At 44.7% G+C, this 16,060-nt stretch carries 16 protein-coding genes and 9 pseudogenes; 13 read left to right on the top strand and 12 right to left on the bottom strand.

Annotated elements, in window-relative coordinates:
* The 7 genes and pseudogenes from GSM_RS13020 to GSM_RS12990 form a co-directional block, all read right to left on the bottom strand.
* On the bottom strand, positions 1-755 hold a 755-nt coding region (locus GSM_RS13020), incomplete at its 3' end, for a DASS family sodium-coupled anion symporter (RefSeq protein ID WP_010078392.1).
* A gap of 154 nt (positions 756-909) precedes the next feature.
* Positions 910-1,231, bottom strand: a pseudogene (locus GSM_RS15240) (metal-sulfur cluster assembly factor).
* 69 nt (positions 1,232-1,300) lie between these two features.
* Complete coding sequence (gene ttdB, locus GSM_RS13010) at positions 1,301-1,912, bottom strand: L(+)-tartrate dehydratase subunit beta (RefSeq protein WP_010078391.1); 612 nt, start codon at positions 1,910-1,912, stop codon at positions 1,301-1,303.
* Entirely contained in the window at positions 1,909-2,841 is a 933-nt protein-coding gene (ttdA, locus tag GSM_RS13005) for a L(+)-tartrate dehydratase subunit alpha (RefSeq protein ID WP_003690999.1), read from the bottom strand. Before ttdA ends, ttdB begins: the two co-directional genes overlap by 4 nt.
* 258 nt (positions 2,842-3,099) lie before the next feature.
* Entirely contained in the window at positions 3,100-4,116 is a 1,017-nt protein-coding gene (locus GSM_RS13000; RefSeq protein ID WP_010078390.1) for a helix-turn-helix transcriptional regulator, read from the bottom strand.
* Between the two features lie 19 nt (positions 4,117-4,135).
* Positions 4,136-4,699 (bottom strand): hypothetical protein, encoded by a 564-nt coding sequence (locus tag GSM_RS12995; RefSeq protein ID WP_003690997.1) that lies wholly within the window; start codon positions 4,697-4,699, stop codon positions 4,136-4,138.
* A 375-nt stretch (positions 4,700-5,074) separates the two neighbouring features.
* Positions 5,075-5,862 (bottom strand): IS5 family transposase gene (locus GSM_RS12990; RefSeq protein ID WP_152134803.1). Its coding sequence is split into 2 segments (ribosomal slippage): positions 5,075-5,604 and positions 5,604-5,862, totalling 789 coding nucleotides; the frame shifts between segments, so codons are not numbered across the junction.
* Between the two features lie 60 nt (positions 5,863-5,922).
* Here GSM_RS12990 and GSM_RS14400 point away from each other — a divergent pair.
* From GSM_RS14400 to GSM_RS15635, 5 genes and pseudogenes are all read left to right on the top strand, one after another.
* Positions 5,923-6,501 (top strand): annotated as a pseudogene (locus GSM_RS14400) (IS30 family transposase); the annotation flags it as partial.
* A gap of 131 nt (positions 6,502-6,632) precedes the next feature.
* On the top strand, positions 6,633-7,358 hold the full coding sequence (locus GSM_RS12975; RefSeq protein ID WP_003688004.1) for a helix-turn-helix domain-containing protein: 726 nt from the start codon (positions 6,633-6,635) through the stop codon (positions 7,356-7,358).
* A complete protein-coding gene (locus tag GSM_RS15645; protein WP_235720389.1) occupies positions 7,355-7,651 on the top strand; it encodes an IS3 family transposase in 297 nt (98 codons plus the stop codon). The genes GSM_RS12975 and GSM_RS15645 overlap by 4 nt, the downstream gene beginning before the upstream one ends.
* A pseudogene (locus tag GSM_RS15640) lies at positions 7,575-7,973 on the top strand (DDE-type integrase/transposase/recombinase); the annotation flags it as partial. The gene GSM_RS15645 and the pseudogene GSM_RS15640, both read left to right, overlap by 77 nt.
* A 75-nt stretch (positions 7,974-8,048) precedes the next feature.
* Entirely contained in the window at positions 8,049-8,234 is a 186-nt protein-coding gene (locus GSM_RS15635) for an IS3 family transposase (protein WP_235720390.1), read from the top strand.
* Between the two features lie 60 nt (positions 8,235-8,294).
* On the opposite strand, the gene GSM_RS12965 is transcribed toward GSM_RS15635, so the two are convergent.
* Together GSM_RS12965 and GSM_RS15630 are read right to left on the bottom strand one after the other, a co-directional pair.
* Positions 8,295-8,882: a recombinase family protein gene (locus GSM_RS12965; RefSeq protein WP_010078388.1), complete on the bottom strand. Its 588-nt coding sequence runs from the start codon at positions 8,880-8,882 to the stop codon at positions 8,295-8,297.
* 293 nt (positions 8,883-9,175) lie between these two features.
* Positions 9,176-9,250, bottom strand: a pseudogene (locus tag GSM_RS15630) (LtrC-like protein); the annotation flags it as partial.
* On the opposite strand from GSM_RS15630, the gene GSM_RS14390 reads away from it, so the two are divergent.
* Positions 9,216-9,410, top strand: a complete 195-nt coding sequence (locus tag GSM_RS14390; RefSeq protein ID WP_003691581.1) for a hypothetical protein — start codon at positions 9,216-9,218, stop codon at positions 9,408-9,410. The pseudogene GSM_RS15630 and the gene GSM_RS14390 overlap by 35 nt on opposite strands.
* A 49-nt stretch (positions 9,411-9,459) precedes the next feature.
* On the opposite strand, the gene GSM_RS12955 is transcribed toward GSM_RS14390, so the two are convergent.
* Positions 9,460-10,206: a sulfite exporter TauE/SafE family protein gene (locus tag GSM_RS12955; RefSeq protein WP_010078387.1), complete on the bottom strand. Its 747-nt coding sequence runs from the start codon at positions 10,204-10,206 to the stop codon at positions 9,460-9,462.
* A 175-nt stretch (positions 10,207-10,381) separates the two neighbouring features.
* Here GSM_RS12955 and GSM_RS12950 point away from each other — a divergent pair, with 175 nt between their 5' ends.
* The 6 genes and pseudogenes from GSM_RS12950 to GSM_RS12925 all read left to right on the top strand — a co-directional run bounded on the left by GSM_RS12950 (position 10,382) and on the right by GSM_RS12925 (position 12,969).
* A complete protein-coding gene (locus GSM_RS12950; RefSeq protein WP_003691587.1) occupies positions 10,382-10,966 on the top strand; it encodes a TetR/AcrR family transcriptional regulator in 585 nt (194 codons plus the stop codon).
* 75 nt (positions 10,967-11,041) lie between these two features.
* A pseudogene (locus GSM_RS14805) lies at positions 11,042-11,383 on the top strand (DinB/UmuC family translesion DNA polymerase); the annotation flags it as partial.
* Positions 11,376-11,459, top strand: a pseudogene (locus GSM_RS15305) (acetyl-CoA carboxylase); the annotation flags it as partial. The pseudogenes GSM_RS14805 and GSM_RS15305, both read left to right, overlap by 8 nt.
* A gap of 62 nt (positions 11,460-11,521) precedes the next feature.
* A protein-coding gene (locus tag GSM_RS14965) for an IS5 family transposase (RefSeq protein WP_094515910.1) occupies positions 11,522-12,309 on the top strand; the annotation gives its coding sequence in 2 pieces (ribosomal slippage) (positions 11,522-11,789 and positions 11,789-12,309; 789 coding nt in all).
* A 38-nt stretch (positions 12,310-12,347) separates the two neighbouring features.
* Positions 12,348-12,590 (top strand): annotated as a pseudogene (locus tag GSM_RS14385) (acetyl-CoA carboxylase); the annotation flags it as partial.
* Positions 12,583-12,969 (top strand): hypothetical protein, encoded by a 387-nt coding sequence (locus GSM_RS12925; RefSeq protein ID WP_003690678.1) that lies wholly within the window; start codon positions 12,583-12,585, stop codon positions 12,967-12,969. The pseudogene GSM_RS14385 and the gene GSM_RS12925, both read left to right, overlap by 8 nt.
* 117 nt (positions 12,970-13,086) lie before the next feature.
* On the opposite strand, the pseudogene GSM_RS14380 reads toward GSM_RS12925, so the two are convergent.
* Positions 13,087-13,599, bottom strand: a pseudogene (locus GSM_RS14380) (NAD(P)-dependent oxidoreductase); the annotation flags it as partial.
* 208 nt (positions 13,600-13,807) lie between these two features.
* On the opposite strand from GSM_RS14380, the gene GSM_RS12915 reads away from it, so the two are divergent.
* Complete coding sequence (locus GSM_RS12915; protein WP_003690681.1) at positions 13,808-14,689, top strand: manganese catalase; 882 nt, start codon at positions 13,808-13,810, stop codon at positions 14,687-14,689.
* A gap of 90 nt (positions 14,690-14,779) precedes the next feature.
* Here the strand turns inward: GSM_RS12915 and GSM_RS14795 are convergent.
* Positions 14,780-16,056: pseudogene (locus GSM_RS14795) on the bottom strand (ISL3 family transposase).
* Between the last annotated feature and the right edge of the window lie 4 nt (positions 16,057-16,060).

Below are 16,060 nucleotides of genomic sequence, written 5' to 3'. Positions count from 1 at the left end.
TTCGGCGTATCTTTGATTTCAGGTGGATAAAGTTTGTAAATGATAGCAGGCACACAAATCAGACTGATGAGACCGGGCAGCAGGGCGGCCAGCAGCCAGCCAGTCCAAGTAATATGAACGTGCAGAGCGGCCGCTAAAGCAACTGCGACTAGGTTGGGCGCCATGGCTGTCATGAATAGACCGCTGGTTGCGATGTTGCCATGAAAGGCGGTCATCATGAGAAACGCGCCGATTTTGCGCTGGGTCCCTTCTTGCGGGTCGGAACCGTACGCTTTGGCTAGCGATTCGATAATCGGAAAGACGATGCCACCAGCACGCGCCGTGTTACTCGGTGTCGCGGGACTCGTGACTAAGTCCACACCAATTAGTGCGTAGGCCAGTCCGAGTGTTCGTTTGCCGAAGCATTTGACGAACACTAACGCGACTCGCCGACCCAGACCCGTTTTGACAAAACCGCAAGATAAAAAGTAGGCCATCGCGATCATCCAGACCGTACTATCACCAAATCCTGCAATCGCGGTATCAATCGGCGTGACGCCTAATAGCACACAACAGGTCAAGCCGATGATTGCCACCCCAGCGATGGGCAACGGCTGGGTAATACACCCGATGATCGTACTGACAAAGATTGCCAACATTTGCCATCCGAGCAAACTCAAATCACTTGGACGCAGAGGGGCAGCCAGCCAAAGTATCAGGCCACAACTGAGCGGCCAAATGAGTTTTCGATAGTTGACTGGATTCAAATGTGACATACGTAAAACCGCCTTTCAATTAACTTCAGCTGAGGCACGCTAGTCTGAACTGGCTCGGTCAAGCTGTGCGATATCAATCACAATTGAGATACTTACCAGTAGTTTGGTCATATCTGAATGTTCGACTAGCCAATCGGTCCTCAGAGTAGACATGTCATTGTAAACCGAGTTCTAGCTTGGCAGCCTGTGACATCTTAGCGACTGACCATGCGGGTTCCCAGACAAGATTAATGAGCACCTGGTCAGCATCATTCAACGCGCTTAGTGCTGCCTTGATGTGGTCGTCCAGATAGCCCGTCAATGGGCAGCCCATAATGGTGAGCGTCATCGTGACGGTGCACAGTTGAAGGTCGGCGTCATAAGCAATGTCGTAAATTAACCCCAGGTCGACGATGTTAACGCCAAGTTCGGGGGTCGATGACGGTTCGTAAGGCGGTTAACGCTGCTTCCTTAAATGGTGGTCTTGTCTTAATCATGAAAAATAACCTCCTTTGAGTGACGCCCCCGGCACGGCGATGACAGCCACTGTGACGGGGGCGCAATCCTTATTTGATAAATTTGACTTGTTCGTTGATTTTCTTGATTTCGGCTTCCTTGCGTTCATTAAAAATGACTTTGTTCTTCTCAAACAAGTTGTCACCGTTCGTATCGATCGAGACGATCAGCGGGCCAAAGTCTTTGACTTCACACGCCCAGAGTGTTTCGGGCATGCCGAGGTCCTTCCACTGTGCATCAACGATTTTTTCAACGTGCAGCGCAGCGTATACCGCGTTACCTGCGGGATAAACCAGATGGAGAGCGTGATATTTTTTGCAGGCGCGTTCTGTCCCCGAGCCCATCCCACCCTTACCAACGATCAACTTAACGTGAGTTTCCTTGACAAAGGCTTCTTCGAATTTTTCCATTCGCATACTCGTGGTTGGGCCGACCGCAACCATCTGATAGTGGCCGTCGCCGAGATCTTTGATGATTGGACCAGCGTGTAAAATGGCACGGTCGGTAACGTTGACGGGTAACGGCCGGTGTTCTTCGACTAACCGACGATGCGCGACGTCCCGGCAGGTCGTGAGTGAGCCGGTCAGGTACACGATGTCGCCGATTCGAATGTCTTTGATGTCGTCATCTGAGATGGGCGTGGTTAAATGATAAGTTTTCATGATAATTCGACTCCTTTGTTCAGTGGTAATTCGTAATTCAAATCTTGGTCAAAGTTAATGAGACCGCGTCGATGGGACCAGCAACCAGTGCTGACGGCGACGCCAATCGTTGATGGATGCCGGGCCGTATTTTCAACGTTGACGCCCATGACCGATTTTTGACCACCAAAGCCTTGTGGCCCGAGCCCAATGTGGTTGATGCCGTCTTCCAAGAGGTGTTCCAACTTAGCGGCGTTCGCATTTGGATTCTCACTATCGACGCGGCGCATCAAAGCGAGTTTGGAATTCAACGCGGCGGTCTCAACGGAGGTTGCCACGCCGACGCCGACGAGTAATGGTGGACAAGCGTTGATACCATAGCTTGTCATGCGATCCATGACAAACCGCACGACGCCTTCGTAGCCTTCACCGGGCATCAGCACTTTGGCAGCGCCAGGCAAGGTACAACCGCCACCAGCCATGTAAACGTACATTGAAATGTCCGTACCGTTGCCGTCGACTCGTAAGAAAATCGACGGGATGCCGTCACCAATGTTCATGCCAGTATTGTATTCGTCGAACGTTTGAACGGCGTTGTGCCGCAACGGGGCCTTCTTCGTGCCACGATAAACGGCATCCTTTAAAATCTGGTTCAATTCTCCGAGTAACGGAAACTGGGCGCCACATTTGATGAAGAATTGTAAGGCCCCAGTATCTTGACAGCTCGGCCGCTGCAGCTTGTTGGCGAGTAACTGATTTTCCATCATCGTATCGTAAACGAGCTTTTGTAAGGGATCGACTTCAATTTTGCTGAGTTCTTCGAGTTTGGCCGTCACGTCATCGGGTAAGCGGTGACTGATGAGGGCAATGTAGTCGGCCAAGATGTCACGCATTCGCTGCCCCTTGGTCGATAGTGTGGGTTCGGTATAGTCGTAAGTCATTGTATCCATGATTGATTTCCTCCTATCAATTTACAGCTTCATTTTAGGCAACCCTGGGCACGCAGACTAACCGCTAGATGATGACTTCGACGGCACGAGGCGTTGTGAAAAACCACGCAATCAACCAAATCTGGTATGTGATATGACAAAAAAGTACCAGTCTAATTCAGTTGCAAATGCTGAATTAGACTGGTACTGAGCGATAAATCCATATTTCGGACCGACAAGTGTGACTAATCATTATCACAAAAATTGTTATGCCATTAATTATTGATTGAGCAGATTTTTTAATTGTGTGACCTTAGTTTTGAGTGCTTGGTATTCTTCAAAGTGTAATTTGTAAGCACAACTCTCACAGGCACTCAGTTGATCGACCGTCGCCAGTTGCGCCCAGTGCGTCATTTGTGCTTGGACCCAGGCGGTTTGCGTGGGCGTCAGTGGTTGTTTGAATGCTGAACGCGGCCCATTTGAGAGGTGCTCGCGGTAGTTCGAAGGCGTCTGACCGAAATGCCGTTTGAACATCAAATTAAATGACTTGACCTCCTGGAACCCATTTTTGGGTGCAACGTCTGCAATTTTTAGATTAGGGTCCTCCAAGTCGGCAATCGCGTGTTGAAGGCGGCAGCGGGTCAGGTATTCGTAAAAATTGATGCCGAGCTCAGCTTTAAAAATACGGGACAAATAGGCCGTGGAGTAGTGACTGATGGCGGCTGCCGATTCGAGCGTGACGGGCTGATCGTAGTGCTGATTGAGATTGTCGATGACCCGGCTGAGCGAGCTTTGTTTTTTCGGCTGTGGATAGGCAATCGTTGCCTGAGTGTCAAAAAAGTCATGATGTAACAAGTTGGTCAGCTGGAAATAGGCCGCGTTTAGCTCGAATGCGGACCAACTTGATTGATGCAGTCCCGTATAGAGCTGTGCCAGAATTTGCCGGATGGTCTGGTAGTCGCGATGTTGCGGTGCTGTCACGCTGTTTAGGTGAAAAGCTCCGTGTGACAAGTCGAGTCCTTGGCTGGTGTAGAATGCAGGGGCGATATGTAAGCGCAGCGCCAGACATTCTGGATCCAGGGCAAACGTGGCGTGACCGCAGTTGGTGTTGATTAAAATTAAGTCGTTGGCTTTTAAATCATACCGGCGGCCGTCAACGTTGACTTCCACGTGGCCTTGCAGGAGCCAAAATAATTCGATTTGCGGATGCCAATTGTAGTGGTAACTACCAATCGTATAGGCGAGCAAGTCGAAGTTTACCGCGGGTGTCGATTGAAAGTGCTGGTTGGATAACATTGAAAATCACCTCCGAGGATCATTGAATGAGATCATGAATCCATATCTGGTTATTACCGATAACTCTTTTTTTTGATAAACTTTTACCTACTTCTCTTAAATTTGGAACTTTTGTAGTTGATGTAGTACTATCAATCAAAAGTGATTCCATTAGTTTACTTGGAATCAAATGCCAAAAATAATTTTTTTGTTCTTGGTTTAGTTCAAAAAGATATTGTTGCTTTAATCGCCCATTCTTATCAAAGACTTCACCCTTATGTGCATTTAACCATTCTCGATGATCAGATAAGGGAATTTCAAGTTTATACATATCACAATCAACCCTCCAACCATCATCGTCCCAAATATTTCCATCATATGCTAATGGCTTGGGGGAGCTATAAACGTCATATTTAGCAACACTTACAGCATGAATCTTTTGGTTAAAAACATGAAAAATAATATCTCCTCTTCTGACATGAGACATGTTTACATACCCGGGATTTCTACCATGTTTCCGATTTAATTTAGGAGACCAAAGTAATTTGTGCTGAAATTCATATTTATGACTTTGATTTTGTGAAACCAGGAAAAGAGAGGGCATTAAAATCACTACCTTATATATTGATTTGACTCAATAATAACACGGAAAAGAACGGAATCTGTTATTTTCCCCGACTAGCATTTTTTGCATGTATATCTGTCAATTCTTGTGTTCTTTGTAAGTAATTTATTCTTAACTTAAGAATAAACAAGGCTAAAAGGAAAAAGCCTAGAATTATTATAGCTATTAATAAAAAATGGATGGTAATAATTTTCGTAACATGTCGAACACGATTATCAGTTATACCATTCGATTTTACATAATAAATTTGAAGATTTTGTTGAGTACATAGAGTGACAACATGATCTCCCTTCGGTGGGACAGCTACCCTAATTTTTTCTCTAATATTATTAACTAAAAGTTGTAAGAAGCTGTCTAAAATCTCTTAAGTAATAGTGCTAAAAACGCTAAAACGACCATTTGCAGACTGGTGGTTAATTGACGCTCACAATTTTTCCAAAGTCGCCGACAATTCTCTAGCCAACTAAAAGATCGTTCGACTACCCAACGTTGGGGCATGACTTCGAATCGATGCAACTCATTGCGCTTCGCAACCTGCACGGTTGCGTTTAAATTACTGGCTACATCGAGCTGAAAATTAACGCCTGAATAACCACCATCAACTAAGACATTTTGAACCTGGCGTAAATGCATGGCATGTAAAGCGATCATTGCACTGGCCCCGTCTCGATCAGAGACGTTCGCTCGCGTCATGTGAATGGCCTGCGGAAAGCCATTGATATCAACTGCCAGATGGCGCTTAATCCCCGAGATTTTCTTACCAGCGTCGTAACCTTTGTTTTCAGCAGTAGCGGTGTTTTTGACGCTCTGAGCGTCAACGATAATAAAGGAAGTTAAAGCTGAACGTCCTTGGTAAGTTCGCCGAGCAATGACAATTTTTTTAAAACTTGTTCCAATAAAGAATCAGCCGTAGGCTCAGCTTTAGTTGACCAAATTTTGTAATAGTTGTAAACTGACCGCCATTCTGGGAAATCACCGGGGACTTGACGCCGTTGGCAACCGGTTTTCAAGACATATAGGACCGCACAGAAGACCTCGTAGAGGTCATATTTTCGAGGCTTAGTTCGCTTACGAAAATTTTCTAAAGCTGGTCGAATTAATTCAAATTGTTGCCGAGTAATATTGCTGGGATAATTTTTCATAGCTTAAACTCGCTTTTTACATAGAAGTATATCAAAAATCATAGATCTTGGACAGCTTCTGAACATGGCGTGCGCCAACGGCGTAACCTTGACCAACGTTCTAAATATAATCAATCATTAGGACGGTCAATTGAACAGCGACCCATCGTGGTTAATCGACGTAATCGCATCGGTGATTTTGAATTAGATACAATTGTTGGCCCCCGTGGGCATAGTAAGGCAGTTTTATTAACCTTAATCGATCGCAAATCACGTTTCCTTTGGGCCTACCGATTAAAAAACCGGACAGCAGTAACTGTTAATGAAGCCCTAAATAAGTTTCTAGCAACTTTTAATTGCCCGGTGCATATTTTTACGGTGGACCGTGGCACTGAGTTTAGCGGTCTAGTATCACTTGAATCACAATATGGTATTAAGACCTATTACTGCCATGCTTATACTCCAGCTGAACGTGGTAGTAATGAACGCTTTAATCGGAATTTACGTTATTTTTATCCTAAAGGGACTCGTTTTGAGCACATTAGTGCTCAAGATTTAACGACGACGTTACTCCAAATTAACCAGCGACCGCTTAAAATACTCGACTGGCAAACACCGTATCAGGTTATGCTGACAAATTTGTCAAAAAATCCGGATTAAATTTGCAATCTACCTAATTTAATTAGACTTATTAAGTAAAGAAAATAGGGACCCTTTCAGTTAAGGCTATACTCCTTCTTGGGTAGACAAGCAAATAATTAAAGCTTGTCTTCCTAGAAAGGAGTTTTTGTATGGGCCGAAAAGGTTCTAGATATACGTTAGATGAGAAGCTCTTTTATATTGGTCTGGTCCAAAAGGGCCAGTCTGCTAATTCAATTCATAGACAGTATGGTGTTCATGATTCACAAATCCAGCAATGGTTAGAACGTTACGAGTCAGATGGTGTGGACGGGCTTAAGCGAAAACGAACCAATCGAGTCTACTCTCAAGAATTCAAACTTGAGGTCGTTCAGAAGTATCTTGGAGGTAGTACCTCATATCCCAAGTTAGCCAGAGAATTCGGTATTCCCAATAGTGGTGTCATAGTTCAATGGGTTTCCCTGTATAATGGTGGTAAATTACTTAAATCCGCTAGGAGGGCTGCACCCATGAAGGATGGCCTTAAGACGACGCAAGCTGAACGTATCGAGATTGCACAATGGACTATCGCCAATGAATTGAATTACGTTGAAGCGACAAAGCACTTCGACGTTTCGTATGGACAAGTCTATGCCTGGGTCAAGAAATTCAAGCGAAGTGGTGAATCGTCACTTGCCGATCGGCGTGGTAAATCCAAGGAAAATAATGATCAACTGACCGAACTTGAGAAGAAGGATCTTGAGATCAAACGCCTTAAGGCGCGACTTGAATACGTCTCAACGGAGGCCGCCGTTCTAAAAAAACTTCAGGAAATAGAAAGAAGGAATGCCGCTCAGACGAGCAATATCAGACCATTCAACAACTCGCACAAGAAATGAATCCAGATTCGGCCAAGCCTTATGGCATTAGCACTGCGTGCCGTGCTCTTGATATTTCGCGTGCCGCATATTACAAGTGGTTGAATCGTAAACCAACGATACATCAATTAGAGAATCAGGCGATTCTCGAATATATTATTGAGCTTGAAGAAAATAATCATTACATCTTCGGCGTTAAGCGACTCGTGACCTACATCAACGTCGAAACGCCGTATCATGTCAGTCACGGCCGTGTTCGTCGAATTATGCGCAAAGGTCACATACGGGCCTCTTATTCGCGTCGCGAAGCATGATCGCAGAGCCGAGAAGAAAGAGTATCTCCTTGCCAACAAGCTGTACACTGTGGACGCTGGACATGCGTTCCATCCAGTCAGGCCTAATTTAGTCATGGTCACCGATTGTTCAGAGTTAACCTATGGAATCAAGAACGAGAAGAAGCTTCGACTCAGTGCCGTAAAAGATCTGTATGATCATAGCATTATTGCCTGGCGCGTCGCGCCAACTGAGACTGCACAACTAGTGACAGATACCATCAAATTGGCCCTTAAGAACAATAATGGCATTAAGCCCAAGACGATGCATAGTGATCAAGGATCGGCGTACACAGGTGGCGAGTACAATACATTTTTGGCTGGAGAAGGCATTATTCATAGTATGTCTCGCCCAGGCACTCCAGGGGATAACAGCCCGATGGAAAGCTTCTGGAGTCATCTGAAAACCGAACGCTTTGCATTTGAACAAGCTTTATCTGAAGTTGAGATGATGAAACAGATTGAAGACACCATTCACTGGTATAACTATGAACGACGCCAAGAAACACCAAACGGCATGACGCCGATGGAATATCGGAATCATGCCGTAAAAGAAATTGCATAGGAACTTTAATTATTTGACCTGTCTACTTGACACGGACCAGCGCCAACCAAAAGGGGGGCCCTATTTTCTTTTAATACCGTATTTCACACGGTATCGAATAAAGGTCGTCCGTTTAATACCTGTATTTTGGGACACATCAATGTCACTCATGCCTGCTCGATAAAGCTTAAAAGCATGTTGCAAGCGGGGATCGCCTTGGGTGTATTGGGGTTTGCGCCCATGATATTTGCCTTGTTGTTTAGCCAGGGCAATGCCTTGTTGCTGACGTTCGATGATCCGCTTACGTTCACTTTCAGCTTGGTATTTATAAAGTTCAATAATGAGGTTGGTCATGAGTTGACGTAAATTGGGGTCAGCAATCCCTGTCATGGACGGTAAATTCAACACATCTAGGGTGGCACCCTTATTTTGAATGGAGTTCATGATCTTAGTCAAATCATGGTTGTTTCTGCCTAAGCGATCTAATTCAGTGACCAGGACAATATCACCCTCACGAATATAGGCCAGCATTTTTTGCAGTTCTGGCCGATTAGTGTTAGCCCCACTTAATTTATCCGTAAATAATTTATCAACGTCTTTTAAAGCCGCTAACTGCCGATCTAAATGTTGCTCCTTGGAACTCACGCGCGCATAACCAATTTTAGCCATTTTCAGACCTCCTTTTGGACAGTTCTAATAAACATTTGTAATTCCTAGTATAGCACAGAAGCAAGAAAGGCCACTAGGGTATACCCTATTGGCTAAAAGCAAATAAAAATTAGGTCAATATCGACAAGCACCACAAATAAAAAAGCCGCCCTGCGTAACTTTGGTCGGTTACAGGGCGACAATGTAGTTTTGTAATCTAGGCCACCGCCTTTGAAGCGGCTTGCACGGGAAGTCCTGTTTTCGGCGGGACTTCCTTTTTCTGTTTATGTTATAGCATGACCTTTAAAAACTGGCTAACGCTTTAAACTTTGATCCAGTTCGGATTTGGATTGTTTGATCTCCGGATTCTGTTCAGCAAATGCTGATATTATTCGGTTGTTTATCAGCAACCGGGTCAATAGTATCGCGCATGATGGTGATAATACGATTTTGAACCTCGGTCCGCTGGAAAATGACAAGAAGTTTGACGTTATTGCGGATGTTAGCAACGACGATGTTGTTTTGAACAAGGAACCAAACGGTCAATAATAAATGCGATGAACGTCAGTCAGCTAAATATTGAACTGACGTTTTTGTGTTACCAAATGGTTTTTATGCCCATCAATATCAGTAGGATGCCCATTATTGGTTTGAGTTTACCCCCAGCATTCTTAGAACCGCCAACAAAGCGGCTCATCACGTATGGGGCAATGGCGGCACCAATCAGTGCGCCGATCATGAGGCCGAGGCCAGCGTGCCAGTCGACTTGTCCGCCAGCGGTGTGGAAGATTGCGCCAACGATGGTCATCCCGACCAACACGTACGACGAGGTCGCAACGGCATTGACCATGTTCAGGCCGAGGATCAATAACCCGGCGAGGATGGGACCACCGCCGCTGAGACCGGCAACCCCCACCATCAACCCGCTTAGGATGCCAAAGCTGCTGGCTTTAAGTCGACCGTGCGCCTGCAACTGAGTTGACCCCGTTTGCTTATTGCGCATGATGTTAAGTCCCAGTAAGACTAAGATAATGCCCACGACCCAGGTGTAGATTGATTCAGGGATATAGGGCGACAGTAATGATCCAACCACCACTGCGGGCAGTGCCGCGATCAGCATTTGATTGCCTAGTTTGAAATTAATTGCCCGTTGCCGATAGTAGCCCAATGAGCCTAGAATAAGGGAAGGCAGCGCGGTGACCAGCGAGGTAGCGGTAGCGGCTGCAGGTGCGAGATGAAATACCGCAGTTAACACACCTAAATAAATGGCAGCACCGCCACCACCCATTGAAATGACGACAAACCCGACAATCAGGCCAATAAGTAAGAGTGATACAATCTCCAAGATAGAACTTCCTTTCAAACGAATAGGTCGGTACGGCCTATTCGGTGCCGTAGCAAGCCACCTTGACACAAACAAGGTGGCTATCAAACGACAATTAAATTTTGTTTTACGTTACAATATGTTATTATAGTTTACAACATGTAAATTGCAAGCAAAAAATATCGAGGTGATCCACATGTCACGCCAAATTTTATCAAAAGATCGCATTATTCAGGCTGCCGTTGCCATTATTGAAGCGGGTGGCACACCCACGTTTTCCACCATTTCACGACGGCTTGGAAGTCGTTCTCAGGCCCTGTATCCGTATTTCGCAAATCAAACCGAATTAAGTTTTGCGATTTTTGACTGGGTCGCCAGACAGTTGAATGATCAGATAAAAACAGAACTGTTTGGGTTAAGCGGTCGGGAGGGCCTCATTGCGCTGGCTGTTGCGATGCGGCGGGAAGGGCTGGCCCACGTGCGGCTGACCCAGTATCTACTCAGCATTCCGCGGGACACAGCGAATGCGGATATGCAACAGGGCACGGACTTGTTTCGCGACTTGCTGGGCGGTATGATCCGGCCTGTTTTTCAGCACTCACGGGTGCGGCTGATTGCCGCGCGTTGGCTACGTGACCTCATCGTCGGCGATGTGGTCAACATTGGTGCGGGGTGGTTTATTGATCAGGGAATTTCTGCAGATGACAGCTTCGAATTAGCCCTGACAGCTAGTTTGGACAGGCTGACACTGGAAGACCAGCAAGACACACAGGACGATTAAGAGCTTCAGTCCGTTGAGCTGGCCTGATAAGACCACTTTATCGGCAAAATAAAGCCCCATCTAACCTGCCGACTTGGCAGGTTAGATGGGGCTTTAAAAATTGAACCGACTAACGACAATCAAGTTTTGACGCAACAATTATTGTGGTTATTTCGTCAGAATTGGGACGGTCAAGCTGTCCGGAATATTGGCGTTTATAGCAGTAAACTAAGTGCCAACTCCGGCCAACAACTTAATTTATTTGAAACCCCGCACAACCAAATTCGCCGTAGCCGGTTAAACCAAGTGATTGATGAAATTCACCGGCAATTTGGGTTCACCAAACTAGTTTACGCGACCAGTTTATTAAAGGGAGGCACCGCTATCAAGCGGGCTTCACTAGTGGGCGGACATAATGGAGGCAATAGCTATGAATAGCGATATAGAGATTATTAAGGGGCGGTTAACCTTATTGTTTAAGCGGCGTCCCCAAACCCGCTATTGGTTAATGTTGAGAACCTGTCTAGTATCTGCTGAATCTGGTAGAATTGTGGAAAACCGACTGAGGAGTTTGTCATGCCAGATTATCCAAGCAATATTTCTCGAGCGCAATTTGCGTTAATACAACCTGATTTAGAAAACTTCCGCAAGCATACAAGACCGCGTCGTTATGATCTTTATGACGTATTCAATGCCATCCTTTACTCGCTTACTACAGGGTGTCAATGGCGTGAATTACCGCACGATTTCCCGGAATGGCACACTGTCTACCGCTATTACGATATGTGGCGAGATAAACCAGACCCGACAGCTGATTCGCTATTAGAAAGGCTTTTAAAAAAACTGTTGCTTCCTATCGCTTTGCACAGGGCCGATCGGCCCGAACGTCGTTTGTGATTGTTGATGCTCAAAGTGTTAAAACCACTGATTTAACGAAAAATAGTGGCTACGATGGCGGCAAAAAGATTTCAGGGATTAAGCGTCATATGGCGGTTGATATTAATGGTTTACCACAAGCCATTCTCGTGACACGGGCTAATGTATCAGATCGTTCAGGTGCATTGGCTATGTTTAGTTTGGCTAGCCAAAATTTAGAGCTGGTTCAGCATGTCATGGTTGATGGTGGCTACACTGGCAATGACTTTGCGGATCAGGTGAAGCTCATTTTGAATGCTAAGACGACGGTAGCTAAACGCAACGAGTTGCATATGTTCACGGTGTTACCGCAACGATGGATCGTTGAACGTTCATGGAGTTGGCTAGACAAATGTCGGCGACTTTGGAAAAACTGTGAACGTGCCCTTAACAGCAGTCTTCAAATGGTTGTATTGGCCTTCCTGAAGATAGTTCTTAAAAGATACTAGACAGGTTCTGAAGATAGTTCTTAAAAGATACTAGACAGGTTCTGACTAATGACACCTACGATCAGACCTATAATCTGTTTTTTAACAGTCAACGGGCTAATGAGCGCTTGCAATCCGTTCCCTTACATAAATTAGTACACTATGATTTAGCTGATTTAGAAAAGCTGTTAAAAGCATTACGACAAGATATAAAGCTAACGATCGAATTTGTCGGCTTTACAGGAGAACGGTGGCCGGCAAGTCAAAAGCTGATTCAACGAAAGCGGGTGCCCCTTGAATAACCAAGACTTTGATTTAGGCACGGTTAAGCATTTTTTTGAACATGATTATCATGACCGGGGCATGATGAAATGGCAGGGGTTCTATTTATCTGATCATACTGCCGCTTTAAACCAACAGAACCAGCAGTTGAATGCAGTATACGTTCCACGACCGCAACAATCCTTAGCAGTAATTACCGAGGTATTGGCGGACGCATATCAGCGTCAGCAACCAGTGACCATTCAATTAAAAACGGTTGACCAAAACAACCGCCATTTACCAGATATCACCACCTTGATCCATGGCTACAATGCCAATGATATTGTGATTGACGCTGATCGGTTTATCCCACTACAAGAAATTCGCAATGTGGTCTTTAAAAATACGGAGAAGCTATAAAATTCTAGCTCTCCGTATTTTTCTTAACACTTTATTTGCTGGCTCTGTTTTTTCTCATTGCTTTATTTTAGACAATTTTACTTCAATGTAGGCAAAAGAATTCACAGACCATTGCCATTAATTGATAACGTTTTTCAGATCTCCTGATAAATATGCTTTTATATTATCAACAGTCATATGCAACAACCGTTCTCTTGTCTCATATGGTGCCCAAGCAATATGTGGGGTAATATAACAATTTTTGGCCTGTAATAATGGGCTATCACTAGCAATGGGCTCCCCTTTAACAACATCAGTGGCGTAGGCATAAATTTTGCCTTCATTCAAGGCATTCTTGATGTCCGATTCATTAGCCAATTTGCCTCGGGCCGTATTCAATATAATAACCCCATTTTTCATTTTGGCAATCGTATCATTATTAATTAAATCAATTGTTTCTGGTGTTTGGATCACATGCAGACTAAGCACATCAGATTGCCTTAATAGTTCATCAAATGAAACCTGCTGAATCCATGATTCAGGAACCTTTTTAAGACGATGATTATAGAAAATAATTTTCATAGAAAAAGCGTGTCATATTTTAGCAACTTTTTGCGCAATATGGCCATAACCGATTAGTCCTAAAGTTTTAAGTTATGGAGCGATAGAAAAATACCAAATGAATATATCAGTTATAAAAGACGTCCCCAATCAAGTCAATCTAGGCCTCTTTTGTAATATTTTTTGAAACCATTTCATTTGAAATATGAATATATGCATGTTACATTGACCATGTAATCCTTATTTAGAAGAAATTAATGCGACGTATGGCATTATAATACATTAGGAGGACTGTCACATGTATATAAGAAAATCAAAATTACAATATCATGCAAAGCCTGAGAAGAGTAATCCTATTATCGCACGACGCTTACAGGAGATTTTAGGGGGGCAATGGGGAGAAACTACAGGAATGTTGGCCTATACGCTTCAAGGTTGGAACACTGTTGGCAATGAAAAATATAAAGATTTATTATTAGACACTGGTACGGAAGAAATGGGCCATATGGAAATGTTAGCAACCATGATTAATGACCTATTACGTGACGCTCCTACTGATACGATAGAAGAATTGGCGAGAAATAGTGATCCAGCGACCGCTGCAATACTTGGTGGTATGGACCCTCAACATGCATTCGTCAATGGGCTTGGTGCAGGACTATCGGATTCTAACGGCAATCCTTGGAGCGCAAATTTCATCATTTCAAGCGGGAATTTACTCGCTGATATGCGCTTCAATGTTGTCCGTGAATCACAGGCTCGCCTTCAAGTATCACGAAACTTCCTGCAAACGGAGGATAAAGGTGTTCGCGATATGCTAAGTTACCTCATGGCTCGTGAAACGCAGCACCAGCTTCAATTCTTAAAAGCTTGTGAAGAATTGGAAGAAAAATACGGTCCAGTTGTACCACATGGTACTCAAGACTTACAAAAACAAGGTAAGGAGTTTACACATACACTTTACAACTTCTCAGAAGGAGAAGCCTCTCAAGCACTCGAAGGAGAAACTGCCCGTGATGGAAACAAATTCCACTATAGTAGTGACCCCATTATGGCAGGTGGTGAACCTGATTTAACAGCTGCCCCAGAAATATTAAGAAATACGCCACCTGAAGATCCAAGCACTGCTGTTGAAGAAGGGCGCAGAATGCTTGAAGGTGAACAAAATACAAGTAAATAGTTAAAAAATAAAAATATACGGCTCTTCGTCAAGTAGAGTTGATAGATCTTTTGTGAAGCATCTAGGCCTTAATTGGTCTAGGTGCTTTTATTATGCTGCTGCCTTGCTGCTCTTAGCTCTGAACCAAACCCGTTCCAGGAATATACGATTGATGAAATTGTTCCAATTCGTATAGCCGTACGCAGTGTTCTTAATCTTCTTGATGATGCCGTTAATACCCTCAAAGAAGCCATTTGAGTACTCATAGCGTAATGCATTGATGACTTGTCTCTTGTACTTCTTTAACGTTTTGATAGACTGATCCATTCGGTTTCCTAATGATCGATAGCTCTCTAGTGCGGCTGCGAGTGCTGACGCATCACGCTTTCTAACCGCTCCTATAATCTCCTGGTAGACTTCATATGCTGCCCGGAACTCCGGGCTCAGGTCTAAGCTCTTGGCGACCAGATTTACAGTTGTTTCGTAATAGCCGACGCTGGTGTGATACGTGGGTTTTATTGCTTCAAGTTCGTTGAAGTCCTTAAGAAAGATTTTCCACTCGCGTTTCATGAATCGGTATTCCTTGCTACGCTTAGATAGACCCTTCATTACTTGGATACGGACCATGTTGAGGGCGGTCGACACCATCTGGACGATATGGAACCGATCCACAACTATCTTGGCGTTTGGAAACAAACGTGGAACTAGGTTGATATATCCGGCGTTCAGGTCTAACGACACTGTCTGCACTTGCTGGCGGACACTGAGTGGAAAGCCTTCAAAGTACTTCGTTATTGCGTATGCCGTCCGGCTCGGTAGAATTGCGCCAATCTGGTGTCGATCGCCATCACCCCAGATGAAGCTCATTTTGTTGGTAGCTTTGAACTCATCAAAAGCCAGATGCTTCGGGAGCCATAGCTTTTGATGGTAGTTATGCTTCGCCGCTTCTTCATCAATAATCCGCTGGACGGTCTTATCAGCCACGTGGAAGCGTCGCGCAATGTCGGTTAATGAACAGTTGCTGAAGGCTTCAAATAGCCCCATCTGGCGGACTGGGGTGCTGATGGTGCTACGCGGTCGGACGTAATCAGTTCACTCTGAAAGACCGACCGGCACAACTCACAACGAAATCGCTGACGGCTAAGCTTTATATAGGTGGGACGGTAGCTGTAACTGGGCATAAATACGCAGGTACGTTCAAACCCATAACGAACTAGTTTGCTGGCAAAGCCACAGGCAGGGCAATGCTCTGGTTGGAGTTTAAGTTCGGCATAGAAGACAAGGGCTTTAGCGCCCCGAATTTCTTCAATGACAGCGTCTTGCATAAAGATAATGTTAGGGTCCTTGATTTCTAGAACCATTCGGATAGACTTACTTGTAAGGGACATTACA

The sequence above is a fragment of the Liquorilactobacillus mali KCTC 3596 = DSM 20444 genome (assembly GCF_000260415.1).
GTDB classification, from domain to species: Bacteria; Bacillota; Bacilli; order Lactobacillales; family Lactobacillaceae; genus Liquorilactobacillus; species Liquorilactobacillus mali.
This window is presented reverse-complemented; position numbering and strand designations above follow the sequence as displayed.

What these genes read in the sequence shown, in the direction of transcription:
- ttdB (WP_010078391.1), bottom strand. Translation starts at nt 1,912, where the DNA reads ATGAAAACTTATCATTTAACCACGCCCATCTCAGATGACGACATCAAA.
- ttdA (WP_003690999.1), bottom strand. Translation starts at nt 2,841, where the DNA reads ATGGATACAATGACTTACGACTATACCGAACCCACACTATCGACCAAG.
- GSM_RS13000 (WP_010078390.1), bottom strand. Translation starts at nt 4,116, where the DNA reads ATGTTATCCAACCAGCACTTTCAATCGACACCCGCGGTAAACTTCGAC.
- GSM_RS12995 (WP_003690997.1), bottom strand. Translation starts at nt 4,699, where the DNA reads ATGCCCTCTCTTTTCCTGGTTTCACAAAATCAAAGTCATAAATATGAA.
- GSM_RS12975 (WP_003688004.1), top strand. Translation starts at nt 6,633, where the DNA reads ATGGGCCGAAAAGGTTCTAGATATACGTTAGATGAGAAGCTCTTTTAT.
- GSM_RS15645 (WP_235720389.1), top strand. Translation starts at nt 7,355, where the DNA reads ATGAATCCAGATTCGGCCAAGCCTTATGGCATTAGCACTGCGTGCCGT.
- GSM_RS15635 (WP_235720390.1), top strand. Translation starts at nt 8,049, where the DNA reads ATGGAAAGCTTCTGGAGTCATCTGAAAACCGAACGCTTTGCATTTGAA.
- GSM_RS12965 (WP_010078388.1), bottom strand. Translation starts at nt 8,882, where the DNA reads ATGGCTAAAATTGGTTATGCGCGCGTGAGTTCCAAGGAGCAACATTTA.
- GSM_RS12950 (WP_003691587.1), top strand. Translation starts at nt 10,382, where the DNA reads ATGTCACGCCAAATTTTATCAAAAGATCGCATTATTCAGGCTGCCGTT.
- GSM_RS12915 (WP_003690681.1), top strand. Translation starts at nt 13,808, where the DNA reads ATGTATATAAGAAAATCAAAATTACAATATCATGCAAAGCCTGAGAAG.